The 19,602-nt window shown below is 62.7% G+C and carries 18 protein-coding genes and 1 tRNA gene; 13 read left to right on the top strand and 6 right to left on the bottom strand.

The features are described from left to right. Positions 1 to 148: 148 nt before the first annotated feature. Both H9Q10_RS00620 and H9Q10_RS00615 read right to left on the bottom strand, forming a co-directional pair. A complete protein-coding gene (locus H9Q10_RS00620; protein WP_197902114.1) occupies positions 149 to 4,048 on the bottom strand; it encodes a translocation/assembly module TamB domain-containing protein in 3,900 nt (1,299 codons plus the stop codon). Next, positions 4,049 to 5,890, bottom strand: coding sequence for an autotransporter assembly complex protein TamA (locus H9Q10_RS00615; protein ID WP_197902113.1), 1,842 nt, complete (start codon positions 5,888 to 5,890; stop codon positions 4,049 to 4,051). A 412-nt stretch (positions 5,891 to 6,302) separates the two neighbouring features. On the opposite strand from H9Q10_RS00615, the gene sstT reads away from it, so the two are divergent. Next, a complete protein-coding gene (gene sstT, locus H9Q10_RS00610; protein WP_238480102.1) occupies positions 6,303 to 7,559 on the top strand; it encodes a serine/threonine transporter SstT in 1,257 nt (418 codons plus the stop codon). A gap of 333 nt (positions 7,560 to 7,892) precedes the next feature. Here the strand turns inward: sstT and H9Q10_RS00605 are convergent, their stop codons facing one another. After that, positions 7,893 to 9,074, bottom strand: coding sequence for a phosphoglycerate kinase (locus H9Q10_RS00605; protein ID WP_197902112.1), 1,182 nt, complete (start codon positions 9,072 to 9,074; stop codon positions 7,893 to 7,895). 415 nt (positions 9,075 to 9,489) lie between these two features. Here H9Q10_RS00605 and hslV point away from each other — a divergent pair, with 415 nt between their 5' ends. The 4 genes from hslV to H9Q10_RS00585 all read left to right on the top strand — a co-directional run bounded on the left by hslV (position 9,490) and on the right by H9Q10_RS00585 (position 12,239). After that, on the top strand, positions 9,490 to 10,023 hold the full coding sequence (hslV, locus tag H9Q10_RS00600; protein ID WP_197902111.1) for an ATP-dependent protease subunit HslV: 534 nt from the start codon (positions 9,490 to 9,492) through the stop codon (positions 10,021 to 10,023). Positions 10,024 to 10,246: 223 nt separating this feature from the next. Continuing rightward, positions 10,247 to 11,404 carry a lipid-A-disaccharide synthase gene (gene lpxB, locus H9Q10_RS00595; RefSeq protein WP_197902110.1) on the top strand — a complete coding sequence of 386 codons (1,158 nt, stop codon included), beginning with the start codon at positions 10,247 to 10,249 and terminating at the stop codon, positions 11,402 to 11,404. Further along, entirely contained in the window at positions 11,401 to 11,985 is a 585-nt protein-coding gene (rnhB, locus tag H9Q10_RS00590; RefSeq protein ID WP_197902109.1) for a ribonuclease HII, read from the top strand. The genes lpxB and rnhB overlap by 4 nt, the downstream gene beginning before the upstream one ends. 169 nt (positions 11,986 to 12,154) lie before the next feature. Continuing rightward, positions 12,155 to 12,239: transfer RNA gene (locus H9Q10_RS00585), tRNA-Leu, on the top strand. Positions 12,240 to 12,381: 142 nt separating this feature from the next. Here the strand turns inward: H9Q10_RS00585 and H9Q10_RS00580 are convergent. Beyond that, positions 12,382 to 12,747 carry a winged helix-turn-helix transcriptional regulator gene (locus tag H9Q10_RS00580; RefSeq protein ID WP_197902108.1) on the bottom strand — a complete coding sequence of 122 codons (366 nt, stop codon included), beginning with the start codon at positions 12,745 to 12,747 and terminating at the stop codon, positions 12,382 to 12,384. A gap of 124 nt (positions 12,748 to 12,871) precedes the next feature. Here H9Q10_RS00580 and H9Q10_RS00575 point away from each other — a divergent pair, with 124 nt between their 5' ends. The 8 genes from H9Q10_RS00575 (at position 12,872) to H9Q10_RS00540 (ending at position 18,119) form a co-directional block, all read left to right on the top strand. Then, on the top strand, positions 12,872 to 13,102 hold the full coding sequence (locus H9Q10_RS00575; RefSeq protein WP_197902107.1) for a DUF896 domain-containing protein: 231 nt from the start codon (positions 12,872 to 12,874) through the stop codon (positions 13,100 to 13,102). A gap of 135 nt (positions 13,103 to 13,237) precedes the next feature. Beyond that, on the top strand, positions 13,238 to 14,110 hold the full coding sequence (locus H9Q10_RS00570) for a pirin family protein (RefSeq protein WP_197902106.1): 873 nt from the start codon (positions 13,238 to 13,240) through the stop codon (positions 14,108 to 14,110). After that, on the top strand, positions 14,111 to 14,287 hold the full coding sequence (locus H9Q10_RS00565) for a hypothetical protein (protein ID WP_197902105.1): 177 nt from the start codon (positions 14,111 to 14,113) through the stop codon (positions 14,285 to 14,287). Between the two features lie 72 nt (positions 14,288 to 14,359). After that, a complete protein-coding gene (locus H9Q10_RS00560) occupies positions 14,360 to 14,863 on the top strand; it encodes an acyl-CoA thioesterase (protein WP_197902104.1) in 504 nt (167 codons plus the stop codon). Positions 14,864 to 15,139: 276 nt separating this feature from the next. Further along, positions 15,140 to 15,523, top strand: a complete 384-nt coding sequence (gene panD, locus H9Q10_RS00555; RefSeq protein WP_197902103.1) for an aspartate 1-decarboxylase — start codon at positions 15,140 to 15,142, stop codon at positions 15,521 to 15,523. 135 nt (positions 15,524 to 15,658) lie between these two features. Next, the gene (gene surE, locus H9Q10_RS00550; protein WP_197902102.1) at positions 15,659 to 16,414 is read left to right on the top strand and encodes a 5'/3'-nucleotidase SurE; all 756 of its coding nucleotides are present in this window, start codon (positions 15,659 to 15,661) and stop codon (positions 16,412 to 16,414) included. Further along, positions 16,411 to 17,076, top strand: a complete 666-nt coding sequence (locus H9Q10_RS00545) for a protein-L-isoaspartate(D-aspartate) O-methyltransferase (RefSeq protein WP_197902101.1) — start codon at positions 16,411 to 16,413, stop codon at positions 17,074 to 17,076. The genes surE and H9Q10_RS00545 overlap by 4 nt, the downstream gene beginning before the upstream one ends. An 86-nt stretch (positions 17,077 to 17,162) precedes the next feature. Then, a complete protein-coding gene (locus H9Q10_RS00540; protein WP_197902100.1) occupies positions 17,163 to 18,119 on the top strand; it encodes a peptidoglycan DD-metalloendopeptidase family protein in 957 nt (318 codons plus the stop codon). Positions 18,120 to 18,334: 215 nt separating this feature from the next. Here the strand turns inward: H9Q10_RS00540 and prmC are convergent, their stop codons facing one another. Together prmC and H9Q10_RS00530 are read right to left on the bottom strand one after the other, a co-directional pair. Then, positions 18,335 to 19,153: a peptide chain release factor N(5)-glutamine methyltransferase gene (gene prmC / locus H9Q10_RS00535; protein WP_197902099.1), complete on the bottom strand. Its 819-nt coding sequence runs from the start codon at positions 19,151 to 19,153 to the stop codon at positions 18,335 to 18,337. 128 nt (positions 19,154 to 19,281) lie between these two features. Continuing rightward, positions 19,282 to 19,434, bottom strand: coding sequence for a hypothetical protein (locus H9Q10_RS00530; RefSeq protein WP_197902098.1), 153 nt, complete (start codon positions 19,432 to 19,434; stop codon positions 19,282 to 19,284). Positions 19,435 to 19,602 lie beyond the last annotated feature (168 nt).

Here is a 19,602-nt window from a genome sequence, read left to right as displayed (position 1 = left end):
CGGGCGGGGTGAAGGGGCGCGGTGGGGCTGTCGGGCATTCATGCCCGGGCTGCGGAAAATGATTTCAGGTAGCCTTCCGCGCATGGGCAAAGGCTACCTGAAACTTTATCCAAGCCGATACCTTGCGGCGGCCTGGCCGAACGGCCGGCTAATCGAAGCGGATGCTGTAGCGCACTTCTCCGCTCACGGAATCGGTGCCCACGCGGCTGATGGCCTGCAGGGTGCTGTTGATCTGCCAAATCAGCTTCACGGCCTGGTTGGCGCTGGTGATGCTGTATTCGTAGCCCAGGTAGAGCTCGTTGGTGATGCGCTTGCCGAAGGTGATGACCTGCTCGGCGGGGTTGAGCTCGCCGGTTTGGGTGTTGCGGGTGCGGCGGGTGGTCATACCGAAGTCGTCGAGGAGGCCGATTCTGTCGTTGATGTTGCCGGCCAGGAAGGCGCCGGCGGCGGCGGCCACGGCGGCTTCGTCGCTTTCGTTGCCGCTGCTGGCGCGGCCGAGGATGAGCCAGGAGAGCTTGTCTTTGTCGCTCATCGGCTCGCTGGCCACCAGGCTCACGCGCGGATTATCCAAGCTGCCGAGCACTTCCACGCCGGCGCCCACGGGGGAATATTTGCGGGTGGCGCGCAGGTTGAGGTTGGGCGAGGCGAGGGGGCCCACGAAGGAAATCTGGCCTTTGTCGATCACGAGGTCTTGGCCGTAGGCTTTGTATTGGCCGCGCACGATGTTTACCGTGCCCACGGCGCGCACGTTTTCTTTGGGGCGGGCGGAAAGGTGCAGCTTGCCGCCGAGCAACACGTCGAGCCCTTGGCCGCTGAAGCGGAAGCTGTCGTTCAGGTCGAGGGCGAGGTCCATTTCCACCGGGGTGGTGGCGCCGGTTTGGGCGGGTTTTTCTTCGCCGAGCACCACCACGTCGTCGTCGAGCCCGGGCATGCTGGATTTTTGGAAGCCGAAGTGGCCGTTGTCCACTTTGAGCTCGCCGGTGAGCGCCATGCCGCGCCCGGGGTTGTAGAGCAGGCGGCTGCTGCCGCTGAGGGTGAGCTTGCGGTTGGGGGTGTCGAGGATGGGGTAGCGGGCGAATTGGGCGGTGACGTCCACGTCGGGCGTGGTGCCGGTGAGGTTCACGCGGCCTTTGAGCTCGACGTTGCCTTCTTTGCGGGTGAATTTGAGCGAATCCACCAGCCAGTCGCGGCCTTGGAAGCGGGAGGCAAGGCTGCCGTTATCCAGAATCACGCCGGTGTTGCGGTCGCGGTAGTAGAGGTTTTTGCCGGTGGCGGTGCCGTTGAGGCGGGGCTCGCCCACGCTGCCGGACACGGTGGTATCTACCGCCAGCTCGCCTTTGGCGCTCATGCCGCCGGGCAGGAGGTTGCGGATGGCGTCGAGGTCGGGGATGCTGAGTTTCAGGTAGCCGCTGATCGGGGCTTGGCTGATGGCGTTGCCAAACTGCTGGCTCACGGCCACGGAGGCGTCGAGCGTGCCGTAGCGGGTTTTGCCGGTGAGGCGGTTGTCGATGCGGCCGCTGTGGAAGCGGGTGTCGAGCACGAGGTTGGCGAGGCCGAGCGACTGCTGGCGGTAGGGGATGACGATGTCGCCGGATTGCTGGGAAAGTTTCAGGTAGCCTTGGGCGTCGCGGCTGTAGCGCAAGTCCCAATCGCCGCCGATCACGAGGGGGAACTGCACGGTTTTGTCGTTTCGGGCGAGGCCGAGCAGGTTGTCGAGCTCTTGCAGGTGCAATCGGTCGGCGCTGCCTTTGCTGCTGATGCCGGTTTGCTTTTCCCACACGAAGTTTTGCAGGTTGAGGCTGCCGCCCATGGCGGCCCAGCGGGCGTTGTCGAGGCGCACGCGTTTGGCGCCGGCTTCGAGCTGGATGGGGCTGAGCAGCTTGAGGTTGAAGGCGCCGCCGATGTCGAGCTGGCCGATGCGGCCGTTCCACTGCTGCTCGCTGTTGAGCCCGCCGTTGGCGGCAAGGTTGAGGCGGAAGGGTTTGCCGCTGAGGCTGAGGCTGCTGCTGCCGTTGATGCTGTGGCTTTTGCCGCTGCCGTCGGCATTGAGGTTGAGGTTGTCGATTTGGGTGCTGCCGATGCGGATTTGCCGGCCGTCGAGCTTGATGTGGAGCGGCTGGTTGAGGTCGGGCGAGCCTTTGAGGTCGAAATCGAGGCGGGCGATGCGCACGGCGTTTTGCACGGCGAGGCTGTCGGCGTGGCCGCGCAGATCGGCGCTGAGCTTGGCGGGTTCGCCGGCGAGGAAGCCTTGGGCTTTCAGGTAGCCGGTGAGGCCGAAGCCGAAGAGGTTGAGGTTGGGGGCGTCGATGTCGAGGTTGAGGCGGTCGCCGGCTTTGCCGAAGCTGCCGTCGGCGCGGATGCGGTTGCGGCCGAGCAGGAGGTTGATGTCGGCTTTGGGCAGGTGCGCCTGCTCATAGCGCAGGTCGGCCTTGCCGGAGAGGGGGGCGCCGGAGAGCTGGCTTTGTTGCCAATCGAGCAGGAGCTGGAGGCTGGGGCTGTCGGCCAGGGTGCCGTCGAGCTTGACGCTGCCGTTGACGCTGCCTTGCGGCAGGTCGGCCAGCACGGCGGCGGGGTTGAAGCGCTGGGTGTCGATGCGGGCAGCCAGTTTGCGCTCTTGGAACAGCTCGAGCGCGGCTTCGCCTTTGAGCTCACCGCCGTTGGCCGGGCGGATGCTGACTTGCTCCAGGGAGAGGGTGCGCTGGCGGTTGGTTTTGTCGGTGAGCAGCCGGAAGGTGCCGCTGGTGTCGGTTTGGCCGGCTTTGAGCTGCCAATCGGCCTGCGGGCTGCCGAGGCTACCTGAAAGTTTGATGTTGCCGTCTAGCGCAAGGGCGAGCTGCTGTTTGAGGATGTCTTGCAGCTTGAACTGCTGCACGGCGGCATCGACGGCCATGTTTTGCGTGGCGCTGTCGATGTTGCCGTTGAAGGTGAGGCGGCCGCCGGCGGCCAGGTCGGCATCGATGTGGTCGAGGTGCAGCTTGCCGGCGGTGTCCACGTTCAGTTTGCCTTTGAGCGCGGCCACGGGGATGCCGTTGGCGTTGATGGGGGCGGGCGCCTGGTTGCGCAGCTCGAGCAGGCCGGCAAGGGCGTCGGCCTGCTCGGCGGGGTTGAGCGCGAGGTTGAACACCAAATCGGCGGCAGGCAGGGAGGCTTCAAACAGCGCAGGGTTGATTTGCCGGCCTTCGATGTTCAGCTGCACGATTTTGCGGTTGAGCAGCGGCTCGAAGGGGCGCAGCTGGCCGGTGAGGCCGAAATGGGTTTCGCCGCTGTCGAGCTGGGCTTGCAGATCGGGCTCCTGCAGGCTGCCGTTGACGGCGAAGGCGCTTTCGGCGGGAATGCCGTCGAGCTCGCCGCTGCCGAGGATTTGGCCGCCGAGCTTGAAGGGGGAGGCGGTGTCGAGGCTGAGGCTGCCTTGGAATTCGTGCCACGGCACGCGCAAGGAGGCGAGCTTCAGCCGGTGGCTTTGATGGTCGAACTCATAACCCAGCGAGGCGGATTCCACCACGGCATCGCCTTTTTGGCCGAGGCTGATGCGCCCCACTTCCAGGCTGTCGAGCCGCACGGCCAGCGGCAGATCCACGCTTTCAGGTAGCCTCATCGGCGGGCGGTCTTCTTTGGGCGGGGTGGGCTTGCTGATGATGCGGATGTCGCCGGCGGCCAATCGGTTTACATGCAATCGGCGCTGCCACAATTCTTTGGGCTGCCATTGCAGGCTGATGCTGCTGATGTCCACATCCGCGCCTTCGGTGGCTACCTGAATTTCCCGGCCATTGAAGCCGCGCCACAGCGTGCCGCGCAATTCTTTCACGCTGATGTCCACGCCGAACCAGGAAGGGATTTGCGTCACGCCGAAGCGCAGGCCGGATTCGGTGCCGGCCAGCCACAGTACGGCAAGCACCAAAAGTGTGAGCAGCAGCAAGAGGGTGGCCAGCAGCCAGCGCAGCCAACGGCGGCGTTTGGGCGGCGGGGCGCTGCCGCCTGCGGCATCGGTGTCGGCATCGATATTGGGCGGCAGTTGGTCGGAATCGATGGGGAGGGCGGTGTCGTTCATTTAGAAGCGGGTTCCCAGGCTGATGTGCCAGCGCAGTTTGCGGTCGTGATGGCCGTAGGCGAAGTCGAAGGAGAAGGGGGCGATGGGGCTGAACCAGCGCAGGCCGACGCCGCTGCCGTGCCGCCAATTGATGTCGGCGAAATTATGGCTCACCGAGCCCATGTCGTGAAACAGCGCCAGCGAGAAGTTTTTGCTGATCGGCTTTTGATACTCGAAGCTGGCCACGGCCAGGGTGCGGTTGGGCAGCACCGAGCCGTTGGGGCCGGGCAGGCCGATGCTGTCTTGCTCGTAGCCGCGCACGCTGTTGGCGCCGCCGCTGCGGAACAGCAACACGGAAGGCACGTCCATGTCCTGTTCGGAGCGGGTGTAGCCCAGCTCGCCGCGCACGATGAAGGTGCCGATGTTTTTGTGTTCTTCGGGGGTGAAATAGTAGCCCACGCGGCCGTGTACGCGCTGCACGGAGGTGGAGGAGCCAAGCGTGCCAAGGGTGGCGCCCACTTTGCCTTCCAGATAGTAGCCGTTGGCCGGGCGCAGTAGGGTTTCGATGTTTTGGCGGCGCCAGGCGGCGGTGAGCATCAGCGCGTTGCTGCGGCCGAAATCGGGGCCGTCCACGATGTGGCGCGATTCGGTGATGTATTCCAGCCCGAAGCGCGCTTCGATGCCGTCGCGGTCGCGCACGCGCCAAATGCCGGACTGGATGGTGTCTTTCACCAGCTTCTGCGTGGTGGAGCTGTCGTAGGCCAGGCTGCCGGTCCAATACCAGCCGTTGCGGTTGCGCGGCTGGCTCAAGCCCACGCTGGCACTTTTTTCATAGCGGCTCACGTCTACCGCGCCGGCAAACACGTAGCCTTTGTTGGCCACGTTGTAATGCTCGTAGCCCAACCGGATGCCGGGGCCGTCTTCCGAATCGTAGCGCAGGCCGATGTCGAACTTCTGGCGCGGCACTTCGCTCACGGACACCAAAAGCGGCACGCGGTCGTTCACCATTTTGGCAAAATCGGCCTCCACTTGGGCGCGGCTGTAGTGGCTGTCTTGCTCCAAGGCCTGCTGGTAATCGAGGATTTTGTCGAAGTCATAGGGGTCGCCGGGCTGGAACTGCGCCATACCGGTAACCACCGAGGCGGGATAGCGCTCGGTGCCGCTCACCTGGATGTCGCCGAAATACACCGGCTGTTTGCTGTCCACGTTCACGGCAAGCACGGCCTGGCTGGTTTGCGGGTTGATGGTGGCGCTGCTGTCGGTGAGGGTGGCGAGCGGGTATTTGTAGCGGCGCACGGCGGAGAGCACGGCGTCTTTGCTGCTGCTCCATTCGCTGTTCACGAATGGGTTGCCGATGGGCAGCGCCCAGTTGGCCATGGCGCGTTTGTAGTAGCTGCCCAGTTCGCCGTCTTCCAGCACCTTGCCCACGATGGCCACGCCCACGTCGCTCACATGCGTACGCGGCCCGGGTTTGACCGTAACGCGCCAGCCGCTGCCGGCGGGGGCTACCTGAATATCGGCGCGGAAATAGCCCTGCGAGCGCACAATCTGTTTGATTTCATCGGGCGCTTCTTCGGCCAGAAACTGCATTTGTTCTTTATCTACATCGGCGTCGGGCTCGGTTTGGCGGTTGATGAGGGAGAGGTGTTCGCGCAGCAGGGCGGCCAGGTCGGCTGGGGCGTCGATGATGATGGGGAAGGGGAGCTTTTCCGGCTCGTCGTTGCTGCCTGCCTGCGCCGTTTTCGCGGCGGCGGCCTCATCCGGTTTGGCAGCGGCGGCTTCGCCCGCCGTGCCTTCGGCAGCGGCGGGCAGGCTCAGCAGCAGGGCGGAGGTGAGCGCGAGGGGGAGCAGGCTTTTCTTCATGGGGCAATCATCGGGGAAACGGTGCGCCGGCGGCAAACGGCGGTCATATTAGCATTTTTGCCCTAGCTTTTGAAATGCCGGCAGGCTACCTGAAAGCGCTGCCTTAGCAAAGTTAAGGCTGGGTTTTTGCACTGCCGCCACGCAAACGGCAAGGCCTTTAAAACGAGGCGGGTGCAGAAACTCGGCGTTCCACACGGCAGCCAAACCAATCAGGCCGCCGCGCAAGAGGCTACCTGAAAAATAATCGTGCGCGGCAATATCCTCCCCTCAGGATTTCAGGTAGCCTGCCGGGCGCAATAAACGGCTGTTTGGCAAAGGCTAAGTAAATATTTGTGCCAATACGTTTGTTTCTGTTAGACTGGCTGCCTTTCTTTTTGAAGCAATCACACAACACGACGTTTAAGGATTTGTTATGCAAGAGAATAATGCAAAAAGCGGGCCAATGGCCGCGCTCATGCGCCTGGGGCTGGTTACGCAGATTGTCATCGGCATGGTGCTCGGTATTTTGGTGGCGGCAGTGGTGCGCAACACGGCGGCGGCCGGCCCGGTGGTGGAACTGGGCGGGATTTTGGGCAGCCTGTTTGTGGGCGCACTCAAAGCCGTGGCGCCGATTTTGGTGTTCTCGCTGGTGACGGCGGCCATTTCGCAGCACCGCAGCGGCAACCCCACCAATATCCGCCCGATCCTGATTCTGTATTTGATCGGCACCTTCGCCGCCGCGCTGGTGGCGGTGAGCGCCAGCTTTATGTTCCCCTCGCAGCTTCTGCTCAGCGGCGTGGAAGCGGCCAGCAACGAAGCGCCAACCAGCATCGGCGAAGTGATGCGCCACCTGCTGATGAACCTGGTGTCCAACCCGGTGCAGGCGCTGGCCAATGCCAACTACATCGGCATCCTGGCTTGGGCGCTGGTGTTGGGCACGGCCTTCCGCCACGCCGGCGAGCGCACGCGCGAATTGGTAAACGATGTGGCGCAGGCGCTCTCGCAAGTGGTGCGTTGGGTGATCCGCTTTGCGCCGGCGGGCATTTTCGGCCTGGTGCTGGTCACCATCATCAAGGAAGGCTTCGACAAGCTGGAGTTCTACCTGCACCTCTTGGCCGTGCTGCTGGGCTCGATGCTGTTTGTGGCGCTGGTGGTGAACCCCATCATCGTGTTCACGCAAACCCGCCGCAATCCTTTCCCGCTGGTGTTCACCTGCCTGCGCGAAAGCGGCGTGACCGCCTTCTTCACCCGCTCTTCCGCCGCCAATATCCCGGTCAACATGGCTTTGGCGAAGAAGCTCGGCCTGCATGAAGACACCTATTCCGTGTCCATCCCGCTGGGCGCCACCATCAACATGGCCGGCGCGGCCATCACCATCACGGTGCTGACCATGGCGGCAGTGCACACGCTGGGCATTCCGGTGGATTTTTGGACGGCGCTGCTCTTGAGCGTGATTGCCTCGGTGGGTGCCTGCGGGGCTTCCGGCGTGGCCGGCGGTTCGCTGCTGCTGATTCCGATGGCGTGCAGCCTGTTTAATATTTCCAACGACATCGCCATGCAGGTGGTGGGCGTGGGCTTCATCATCGGCGTGATTCAGGATTCGGCCGAAACCGCGCTCAATTCCTCCACCGACGTGCTGTTTACCGCAGCGGTGGATCAATCGCACAAACGGCCTACAGACAAAGACTAACTTAAGTTGAAGCCAATCGGCACACAGGCTACCTGAAAAGTTGAAACCGCTTTTTCAGGTAGCCTTATCTATTTTCCGCCGTCGGGAGCCAGCCGCCTTCGGGCGGCTGTGTGTTGAAACGATTACGGTATCTGTTCCTATTGGCCGGCTTCGGCTGCCCGCCCAATCCGGCAGCGGAACGCTACGCCCCGGCCGCAACCTGGCCCGTAGCCCGCCAATCCCACTTTTCGCCCAAAACCAGCCGCAAACGAAAGGCTACCTGAAAACTTCAAAAAGGTTTTCAGGTAGCCTTTATGCCCTCAGGCCATGTCAAGCCATCATGCAGCTGGCGCTTCAGCCCGCCGCCCGTTTTTCCAACACGGCCACGCCGGGCAGCTGTTTGCCCTCCAAAAACTCTAGGAAGGCGCCGCCGCCGGTGGAGATATAGCTGATTTTGTCAGCGATGCCGAATTGGGCGATGGCCGCCAGCGTGTCGCCGCCGCCGGCGATGGAGAAGGCGTGGCTCTCGGCAATGGCTTCAGCCATCACGCGCGTGCCCTCGGCGAAACGCTCAAACTCAAACACGCCCACCGGCCCGTTCCACACAATCGTGCCGGCTTCGCGCAGCAGGGCGGCCAGCTTGGCGGCGGATTGCGGACCGATGTCGAGGATCATATCGTCGGCAGCCACCTCGGCTACCGGCTTGGTTTCGGCGGCGGCATCCGCAGCAAAGGCTTTGGCGCACACCACGTCTTGCGGCAGCGGCACGGTGCCGCCTTTGGCTGCCATTTTTTCGGCCACGGCGCGCGCTTCGGCGGCCAGGTCGGCTTCGGCCAGCGAGTTGCCGATGGGCTGGCCGGCAGCGAGCAGGAAGGTGTTGGCGATGCCGCCGCCCACGATGAGCTGGTCTACCTTATCGGCCAGGCTGTTGAGGATGGTGAGCTTGGTGGACACCTTGCTGCCGGCCACAATCGCCACCAGCGGGCGGGCGGGGTTTTTTAAGGCCTTGCCCAGCGCATCGAGCTCGGCGGCCAGCAGGATGCCGGCACAGGCAGCGGGCGCGGCTTCGGCCACGGCCACCAGCGAGGCTTCGGCGCGGTGCGCGGTGCCGAAAGCGTCGTTCACATAAATATCGCACAGCGCGGCATAGGCTTGGCCGAGCTCGGCGTTGTTTTTCTTCTCGCCTTTGTTCACGCGCACGTTTTGCAGCATCACCACTTCGCCGGGCTGCGGGCGCGGCGGGTATTCCCGCCAATCGCTGCTCACGGGCACGGGGAGGCCGAGCAGGCCGCCCAAATGCGCGGCCACCGGCGCCAAGTCGTCTTCCGGCTTGAATTCGCCTTCGGTGGGGCGGCCGAGGTGGCTCATCAGGATGACGGCGGCGCCGTTTTCCAGGCAGTAGCGCACGGAGGCGAGCGAGGCGCGGATGCGGGTGTCGTCGCCGATTTTGCCGTCTTTGATCGGCACGTTCAGATCGGCGCGGATGAGCACGGTTTTGCCGCGCACGTTTTGGTCGGTAAGCTTGAGGAAGGACATGGCTATCTCTTTACTTTCAGCAAGTTTGATTGGGGAAGCCCGCCGGGCCGGGCGGCTGCGGGAAGCGGCGGTATTATCTTATAAACGCTTGGGCGGCGCAAACGGGCGGCAGGGCGGAACAGGCGGCAGCCCTGGCTTTCAGCGGCGTAGGCGCTTATGTTTTGGCTCCGCAGAAACCCCGCTTCCTTCGGCCGCTCCGTTTTCAGGTAGCCTTAACCCATGCCTGTAAAGGCTACCTGAAAACGAACGAAGTGCGTTTCTGCGAAGCTAAAGCGTCAGCTTCAGCGAAGCTAAAAATATCCGCCGGATTTTCAGGTAGCCTCTCTGCATTCCGCTTATATGATTTGGCAAATTGAAATCCGCCCCGCCGCCCTAATCTGCCGGCTCATGTTCACCGTTTCATAAAGGAAATCCCATGCAGCAATTCGACGGCACCACCATCGTTTCCGTGCGCCGCGGCCGCGAAGTCGCCATTGGCGGCGACGGCCAGGTCAGCCTGGGCAACACCATCATTAAGGCCACCGCGCGCAAAGTGCGCAAACTGTATAACAACACCGTGCTGGCCGGTTTCGCCGGCGGCACGGCCGATGCCTTCACCCTAATCGAGCTTTTCGAAGCCAAATTGCAGAAACACCAGGGGCGGCTCACCGTATCCGCCATTGAACTGGCCAAAGAATGGCGCACCGACCGCGCCCTGCGCCGCCTCGAAGCCATGCTGATTGTGGCCGACAAAGACAACACCCTCATCATCACCGGCAACGGCGACGTGCTCGAGCCGGAAGGCGGCATCGCGGCCATCGGCAGCGGCGGCGCCTATGCCCAGGCCGCGGCCAAAGCGCTGGTGGAAAACACCGAGCTGCCGCCCGATACCGTGGTGAAGAAGGCGCTGGAAATCGCCGGCGGCATCTGCATCTACACCAACGACCAGCATACGGTGGAAACGCTGTAAGCAGCATGGCGGCAGGATAAAGGCTACCTGAAAACGGGCAAACTGTTTTTCAGGTAGCCTTTTGCCGTGCGGAAACTAGCCAACTACCTTTCGTGTAACCGGTTTAAAAAACAGATAGCCTGTTTTAAATTCGTTAAAGCGTCGTTTTCAGGTAGCCCCATCCCGCCCGCCGCCGCATTCTTCGGTACAATACCGCATCTTTGTTTCCCGCCCGCTTTCCATCATGACCACCCCGCCCCCCCTCATCGCCCTCTGCGCCGGCGAAGCCTCCGGCGACCTGCTCGGCGCGCACCTCATCGATGCCCTGCGCGCGCGCTGCCCGCAGGCGCGGTTTATCGGCATCGGCGGCCCGCGTATGCAGGCGGCCGGGCTGGAAAGCCTGTTTGACCAGGAAACGCTGGCCGTGCGCGGCTATGCCGAAGTGCTGAAAAACCTGCCGGCAATCTGGCGCATCCGCAAAGGCTTGATTGCCGAAATGAAACGGCGGCGGCCGGCCGTGTTTGTGGGCATCGATGCGCCGGATTTCAACCTGGGCGTGGCCGCCGCGCTCAAGGCTGCGGGCATTCCCACGCTGCATTATGTGAGCCCTTCGGTGTGGGCGTGGCGGCGCGAACGGGTATACAAAATCGTGCGGCAGGCGGATGAGGTGCTGTGCCTGTTTCCGATGGAGCCGGAACTGTACCGGCAGGCAGGCGGGCGGGCGCGCTTTGTGGGGCACCCTTTGGCGCAAACCCTGCCGCTGGAAGCCGACCGCGTCGCCGCCCGCCGCGCGCTGGGGCTACCTGAAAACCAGCCCGTGTTCGCCCTGCTGCCCGGCAGCCGCGTGAGCGAAATCGACTATATGGCGCCGCTGTTCCTGCAAGCCGCGCAACGAATCCTGGCGCAAGTGCCCAACGCGCTATTCCTGCTGCCCTACGCCACCGAAGCCACCCGCGCGCGCCTGCAAGCCCTGCTCGCCGCCGAACCCTACCGCGCGCTGCCGCTGCGCCTGCTCGAAGGCAACACCGCGCAAGCCTGTACTGCGGCGGATGCGGTGCTGGTCACCAGCGGCACGGCCACGCTGGAAGTGGCGCTGTGCAAGCGGCCGATGGTGATCAGCTACAAGATTTCGCCGCTCACCTATGCGCTGGTGAAGCGCAAAATCAAAGTGCCTTATGTGGGGCTGCCCAACGTGCTGCTCGGCCGCGCCGCCGTGCCCGAGCTGCTGCAACACGATGCCGAGCCGGAGAAACTGGCGGCGGCGGTGCTCGATTGGTACCGCTCGCCGGATAAGGTGGCCGCGCTGCAAGCCGATTTCACCGGGCTGCACCAGCTGCTGCGCAAAGACACGGCGGCCGAAGCGGCGGCGGCGGTGCTGGCGGCGGCGGGGATCAACCCATGATCTGGCAGGCCGGCGTGGACGAAGCCGGGCGCGGGCCACTGGCCGGCAGCGTGTTTGCCGCCGCCGTGGTGCTGCCGCGCGAATACGATTTGCCCGGGCTCACCGATTCGAAAAAACTCAGCGAGCGCCGCCGCGACGAGCTGGCTGTGCTAATCAAACAGCAGGCGCTGGCCTGGTGCGTGGCTTCCGCCTCGGTGGAAGAAATTGCCGCGCTCAACATCCTGCACGCCACCATGCTGGCCATGCGCCGCGCCGTGCACGGGCTGGGCAGGCTACCTGAAAAAGCGTGGATAGACGGCAACCGCGTGCCGCCCGATTTGGGCTGCGCGGCCGAAGCCGTGGTGAAGGGCGACAGCAAAATCATCCAGATTTCCGCCGCCTCCGTGCTGGCCAAAACCGCGCGCGACGCGGAGATGTATGCCTTGGCCGAGCGTTATCCGCAATACGGTTTCGAGCGCCACAAAGGCTACGGCACCGCCGAACACCTCGCCGCCCTGCAACGCTACGGCGCCCTGCCCGAGCACCGCCGAGATTTCGCTCCGGTGCGGGAAATCTTGGCGCAGGGGCGCTTGTTTGGGTAGGAAGTTTTTCAGGTAGCCTCCGCAGCAGAAGGGGCTACCTGAAAACTTTTTGTTGCGCATAGAAGCGGATTGCCTGCCTCACGCCAGGCTCCGGTTTGCAGAAAGCCTGCCGATTGTTACGCCGAGCGTTGCCAAATCAGCGAATTACAGTATAATGCCGCCTTTCCCCGCGGACGTGGCGAAATTGGTAGACGCACCAGATTTAGGTTCTGGCGCCGAGAGGTGTGAGAGTTCGAGTCTCTCCGTCCGCACCAATATATTTATATATTTCATTTGCTTATATAAGTTTTGGTGTAAATAGATAGTGCAAAATGTGCTGAACGCACGAAAAAGCAGCCCTGAAAAGGCTGCTTTTTTGCGCCCGCCGTTTGCGGATTGGCGCGCTGGGAAGCCTGCTCAACCCTCTTCGGAATCGGCCGGCTTGCGGTGTTTTTCGCATTCCGCGGCGTATTGCTCGCCCCATTGGTGCATGGCTTGGATCACGGGCATCAGGGTTTGGCCGAATTCGGTGAGCGAGTATTCCACTTTGGGCGGCACCTGCGGATACACTTCGCGGTGTACGATGCCGTCGTTTTCCAGCTCGCGCAGCTGCAGGGTGAGCATGCGCTGGGTGACGGCGGGCAGGTGGCGGTGCAGATCGTTGAAGCGGCGGGTGTGGCCGTGGAGGTGGTGCAGGATGAGGGCTTTCCATTTGCCGCCGATGATGTCGAGCGTGGCGGTAACGGGGCAGCAATCGGTGTAGGCTTGGGGTTCTGCGGGCATGATGTTTCCTTGGTATGCAATAAAACTTACAGTATAAAAAATGTGCGTACTTGCTAAAAAATTCATACTAGCTATAATACACCCAACGCAACAAAATGACACGACAAATTTTAAGGAGGAAATCATGCGTATTGCTGAATTAGACCGCATCAACGAGCTGGCCCGCAAAGCCAAAACCGTGGGCCTCACCGAAGCCGAACTGGCCGAACGCGACACCCTGCGGCAGGCTTATGTGAAGCAGGTGCTGGGGCAAATGACCAACATCCTCTCCACGGTGAGCGTGGTGGACAGCGAAGGCAACGACGTTACCCCCGCCAAACTGCGCGCCGCCCAAGCGGCCGGTATGCAGGTATAGAGCAAACCAGCCCATAAAGGCTACCTGAAAGCGTGAGCTTCAATGAAGTTAACACGATGTTTTGCGAAGCAAAGCCGAGTTTCTGCGAAGCTAAATTTTCAGGTAGCCCTATCAAAAAACGAAAGGAAACACACCATGCGCAATGTCAAACAAATCTACCGTGCCAACAGCCAACACTGGGTGGGCGACGGCTTCCTCGTCCAACCCCTGTTCTCCCACATGGGCGACGACCGCGGCACCAACCCCTTCCTGATGCTCGACTACGCCGCCCCCTACGAATTCGCCCCCAACGAAGCCCGCAGCCCGCGCGGCGTGGGCCAGCACCCGCACAAAGGTTTCGAAACCGTCACCATCGCCTACCACGGCGAAGTGGCCCACCGCGATTCCAGCGGCGGAGGCGGCATCATTTACGAAGGCGACGTGCAATGGATGACCGCCGGCTCCGGCATCATCCACGAAGAATTCCATTCCGAAGCCTTCAGTAAAAAGGGCGGCCTTTTCGAAATGGTACAGCTCTGGGTCAACCTGCCGGCCAAAGACAAAAACACCCCGCCGCGCTACCAGCACCTGGCCAAGGCCGATATCCCCGTGGTGCAGCTGCCCGATGAAGCCGGCCACCTGCGCCTGATTGCCGGCGAACACAACGGCAGCAAAGGTGCCGCCAGCACCTTTACCGAAATGAACGTGTGGGATATCGTGCTGAACGCCGGTAAGGAAGCCGTGCTGGAAGTGCCCGAGAGCCACAACCTGTCGCTGGTGATTTTGCGCGGCAACGTGCTCATCAACGGCAAAGATGCGGCCAAACCGGGCGAGCTGGTGAGCTTCGAGCAGGGCGGCGGGCAATTCACCGTGAACACCGGCAGCGAAGAAGCCAAAATCCTGCTGCTCTCCGGCGTGCCGATTAACGAGCCGGTGGTCGGCTACGGCCCCTTCGTGATGAACACCGCCGAGGAAATCCGCCAGGCCGTGTTGGATTTCAACGAAGGCAAGTTCGGCCGGATTGATTAAGTGCGCACCATGCTGCAAGCAACGGAAGCCGTCTGCGGATGGCTTCCGTTTTTTCGTACGCTTAAAGGCTACCTGAAAACGTCAGATCCGGCGAAGCGAGCCGATGTTTCGGCGCAACTAAAACTTGCCGGCTTTGACAGCAAAAATCCCGCGCCGGCAAACCTGCCCGCCGAATAAGAAAATCCAATAACCCTCCAACCGGCTATCGCTTAAAATCACCCCTTTATCCAACATCATAAGGAAATACACATGGAACACACCCGCCAGCTTCCTGCCCACGAGCTCATCATGTCCGAGCTGATGATGCCCAACAGCGCCAATTTCAGCGGCAACGTGCACGGCGGCGAGCTCCTGCGCCTGCTCGACCAAGTGGCCTATTCCTGCGCCAGCCGCTACAGCGGCCACTACTGCGTTACCCTCTCGGTAGATAAAGTCCTGTTTAAAGAGCCCATCCACGTGGGCGAGCTGGTCACGTTTTACGCCTGCATCAACTACACCGGCCGCACCTCCATGGAAGTCGGCATCCGTGTGGAAGCGCAAAATATCCGCACCGGCCAGGTGCGCCACACCAATAGCTGCTACTTCACCATGGTGGCCATGGAAAACGGCCAGCCCGTGCCCGTGCCCCCGCTGGCCATCACCACCGAGCGCCAACGCTGCCGCCACGAAAAAGCCCTTCAGCGCAAACAGCTCAGCCTGCAAGCCTCCGGCTCCCTCTCCTGCGGCTGCGAAGACGATTCGGCAACACAATAAACACCGCGCCTTACGATTTGCCAGCAATCCCGCAGGCTACCTGAAAACGAAGCTGCCGCAGGAAGCGAAGTTTCTGCGAAGCTAAAACGAAGCTGCCGCAGGAAGCGGAGTTTCTGCGAAGCTAAAACGAAGCTGCCGCAGGAAGCGGAGTTTCTGCGAAGCTAAAACGAAGCTGCCGAAGAAAGCAGCGTTTCTGCGAAGCCAAAACGGCAGCCGCCCATTGAAAACAGCGCGCCGGTTTGCGGTAGAATAACGGTTTTTTGCTAGGACGATTCCATGTTCCGAACTTTGCTGGGCGGCAAAATCCACCGCGCCACCGTTACCCGCGCCGATTTGAACTACGTGGGCAGCATCACCGTGGATTTAAACCTGCTCGACGCGGCGGGCATCTGCGTAAACGAAAAAGTGCAGATTGTGAACAACAACAACGGCGAGCGGCTGGAAACCTATACCATCGCCGGCGCGCGCGGCAGCGGCGAAATCTGCCTCAACGGCGCGGCGGCACGGCTGGTGCAGCCGGGCGACGTGGTGATCATCATGTCTTACGTGCTCCTTTCCGAGCCGGAAATCGCCGCACACCGGCCCAAAGTGGTGCTGGTGGACGGGCAGAACACAATCCGCGAAGTGATCGACTACGAGCCGGCTAACACCGTGCTGTAAGCGCCAGAGGCTGCCTGAAAAATATCTTTCCCCAAGCCATCAACAATTTTCAGGTAGCCTTCCCGCCCGCTTCAGGCTACCTGAAAATCTAATCCCACCATTTTTCAGGTAGCCCCAACCCCCTATCTATCCGCCATGAACATCCTCATCAGCAACGACGACGGCTACCAAGCCGAAGGCCTCGCCATCCTCGCCCGCGTGGCCGCCGAATTCGCCAACGTGCGCGTGGTCGCCCCCGAGCGCAACCGCAGCGGCGCCAGCAATTCGCTCACCCTCGACCGCCCCCTGCGCATCCAGGAAGCCGCCAACGGCTTCTATTTCGTAGACGGCACCCCCACCGACTGCATCCACCTCGCCCTGCACAGCCTGCCCGATTTCCAGCCCGACTGGGTGTTTTCCGGCATCAACCACGGCGCCAATATGGGCGACGACACCCTCTATTCTGGCACCGTGGCCGCCGCCACCGAAGCCTACCTGCTCGGCATCCCCGCCATCGCCTTCTCGCTCAATGACAAAAGCGGCCGCTATTGGGATACCGCCGAAGAAGCCGTGTGGCAGCTGCTCAGCCATCTTTTCGCCGCACCCAAACCGAGCCGGCCCGTACTGTGGAATGTAAACATCCCGGCCGTGCCCAAAGGCAAAATCCAAGGCATGGCCGCCGTGCGACTCGGCCGCCGGCACCACCACCAAAGCGTGGAAGCCGCCCGCAGCCCGCGCGGCGAAACCGTGTATTGGATCGGCGCCGCCGGCGAAGTGCTCGACCGCGAGCAAGACACCGATTTCGCGCAAAACGAAGCCGGCCTGATCACCATCACCCCGCTCTCCGTAGACCTCACCGACCATGCCGGCTTGGGCAGCGTGGCCCGCTTCTGGCAGGACATCGTGCCATGAACGCGGCACACGGGCGCGGCAGCTTCGACTGGCGGCGGCGCAATATGGTGCAGCGGCTGGCCAAAATGGGCATCGCCCGCCAAGACGTGCTCGCCGCCATGGGCAGCGTGCCGCGCCACGTGTTTGTGGAAGAAGCCCTGCGCTCGCGCGCCTACGACGATATGTCGCTGCCGCTGGGGCTGGGCCAGACCATCTCCCAGCCCTACACCGTGGCGGTGATGACCCAGCTTATGCTCGGCAACGCGCCCGCCGCGCAATTCGGCCCGGTGCTGGAAATCGGCACCGGCTGCGGCTACCAAACCGCCGTGCTGCAGGCGGTGGGGCTTGGGCAGGTGTATTCGGTGGAGCGCCTGCGCGCACTGCACGAGCAGGCCAAACACAACCTGCGCGCCGCCCGATTGCTCGGCGGCGCCCGCCTGGTGTGCGGCGACGGCTATCTGGGGCTGCCCGAAGTGGCACCCTTCAACGGCATTTTGGTTACCGCCGCACCGGCGGAAGTGCCGCTCCCGCTGTTGCAACAGCTCGCCGTGGGCGGGCGCCTAGTGATCCCGCTGGACGAAGGCGGGCAGCAATATTTGTGGCTGATCGAAAAAACCGAGCACGGCTTTCAGGAAACCTGCGTGCACGAAGCGCGTTTCGTCCCCCTTATTAACGGAACTTAACCGCGATATACGCCGGCCAAACTTGCGTGAAAGTACGCGTATTGCTTATGATTGCGCTGTTTTCGTGCACAGAAAGCCGCATCCCCATGAATCAGCTATTTACCCTCCGTTCCCTCCCCCTCGCGCTCACCGTTCTGTTCGGCGCCTGCACCCTCACCCAGCCGCCCGCCCCCGTGGTGTCCGGCAACGGCGCAGGCTACGGCAACAACTACGGCGGCAACACCGCTGCTGCCGACAGCAACCCCTATGGCGCCCAGCCCTACACCCCGCCCGGCAACACCCAAACCGCCGCCGACACGCCCTACTCCCCGCCGGCAGCCGCCCCCTATAATCCGCCCGCCAATACCACCGCCCCCGCCGGCAGCTACACCCCCTCCTACGCCCCGGTAGACGTGAACGCCGCCCAGCACACCGTGGTGCGCGGCGACACCGTGTATAACATCGCCCTGCGCTACCGCATCAGCCAAGACAACCTGCGCGCCTGGAACAACCTGGCCGACAACAACATTAGCGTCGGCCAAGTATTGCGCGTGAAACCTGCCGGCTACACCGCGCCCACCGCCGCCCAAACCCAGCAGCCCGCCACCCCGCCGCGCACCGCTCCCACGCCCACCCCGCCCGCCAATACCGCGAGCACCCCCGCCAGCACGCCCTCCGTATCCGGCGCCACCCGCAGCGCATCCGGCATCACCTGGCAGCGCCCCACCGCCGGCAGCATCCTCACCCGCTTCGGCGGCAACGAAAAAGGCATCAACTTCGGCGGCAATGCCGGCCAGCCCGTGGTGGCCGCCGCCGACGGCAAAGTGGTATACAGCGGCTCCGGCCTGCGCGGCTATGGCAACCTCATCATCGTGCAGCACAATCAAACCTACCTCACCGCCTACGGCCACAACCAGCGCCTCCTGGTGCGCGAAGGCCAAACCGTGCGCCGCGGCCAGAGCATCGCCACCATGGGCAACAGCGACAGCTCCCGTGTGCAGCTGCACTTCGAGCTGCGCAAAAACGGCCAGCCGGTTGATCCGCTGCAATATATTCCGAACTAACCCCTCAGGCGGAATAAAGGCTACCTGAAAACGGGTATGCGAACTTCGCGAAACCGAAATTTTCAGGTAGCCCCTTATTTAACCGGTTTGTAAACAAAATGCCGCGAACCGGGCCTTCATGCCCAATGCCGGCCGCGATCCCCCATGCACAAAGGCTACCTGAAAACCGAGATTCGGATTTTCAGGTAGCCTTTGTGCATGCCCGGGTCAAACCGCTAAGCCTCATCCGCCTTGCGCCCGATGCTCACCCGGTCCAGCCCGGCCAAATCGTGCCGGGTCTCCACTTGCCGCCAGCCGTGCTCGGCGAGGATGGCGCGCACGGCTGCCCCTTGGTTCCAGCCGTGTTCCAACAGCAGCCAGCCGCCGGTTTTCAGGTAGCCTTGGGCTTGGTCGGCGAGGGTGCGGATGTGGCTGAGGCCGTCGGCAAAATCGGTGAGCGCGGCGGCAGGCTCGAAGCGCAGGTCGCCTTGTGTCAGATGTTCGTCGGACGCTTCGATATAGGGCGGGTTGCTGGCGATGATGTCAAACAATCCTTCTGCGGCGGGCAGGGCGGCAAACCAGGAGCCCTGCGCCCATTCGATATTTGCGCCGAGCGCGGCGGCGTTGGCCTGCGCCACGGCCAGCGCGGCGGGGCTGACATCGGAGGCGCGCACGGCGGCATCTGGCCGCTCCAGCGCCACGGTGAGGGCGATGATGCCGCTGCCGGTGCCCAAGTCCCACAGGCGGCCGCCGGGCGGCAGGCGCTCGAGCGCGGCCTCCACCAAGAGTTCGGTTTCGGGGCGCGGAATCAGCACCGCGGGCGACACGCGGAAGGGGCGGTCGTAAAACTCGCGGCTGCCGAGCAGATAAGCCATCGGCTCGCCAAGGCGGCGGCGCGCGGCCAGCATATCGAGCACGGCGCGCTGCGGCTGCGGCACAGCATCGCCGCTGCGGCTGATGAGCCGGGCATGGGGCAGGCGGCACACGGCTTCTATCAAGAGGCGCGCTTCCAGGCGCGGCAGGCCGCTCCGATGCAGCCATTGTTGGAAGGTCATGGGGGTGCTTTCATGTCAAACGTCGGCTATGGTAGCCGAATCGGCGGCGCGGCAACAGCCCGGCTGAAACGCCGTGCCTTGCTTAGCCCCGCCGCAATTTTGTTTTCACTTCATTGCAGCTTGCGCTTTCAGGCCACCTCAAAGGCATAGGCGGCATCGGCTTCGGCAGAATGCAAAACTGCGCCATCCATCAAGCCAAGCCGCAATAAATCCATCTTGCCAACCCTGTTTTCAGGTAGCCTGTAGGGCAGCGGCAGGCTACCTGAAAGTATCGGCTTCAACTAGGCGGAAAGTTTAAAATACGATTTTCGGCGCGGCAAACATCCCGGTTTTTGCCAAACTCCAATCCCGTTTTCCCAGCCCGCGCCGCGCTGCCGCCGCCCATTCCGCACGGGCAATAATCTGCCAAAAAACCGCGCCGCCCGCAGCTTTCTACCTTACCCACAAAA

The sequence above is a fragment of the Eikenella glucosivorans genome, from assembly GCF_016025525.2.
Lineage (GTDB): Bacteria > Pseudomonadota > Gammaproteobacteria > Burkholderiales > Neisseriaceae > Eikenella > Eikenella glucosivorans.
The sequence above is the reverse complement of the archived record's forward strand: the minus strand, read 5'-3'. Positions and strand labels throughout refer to the sequence as shown.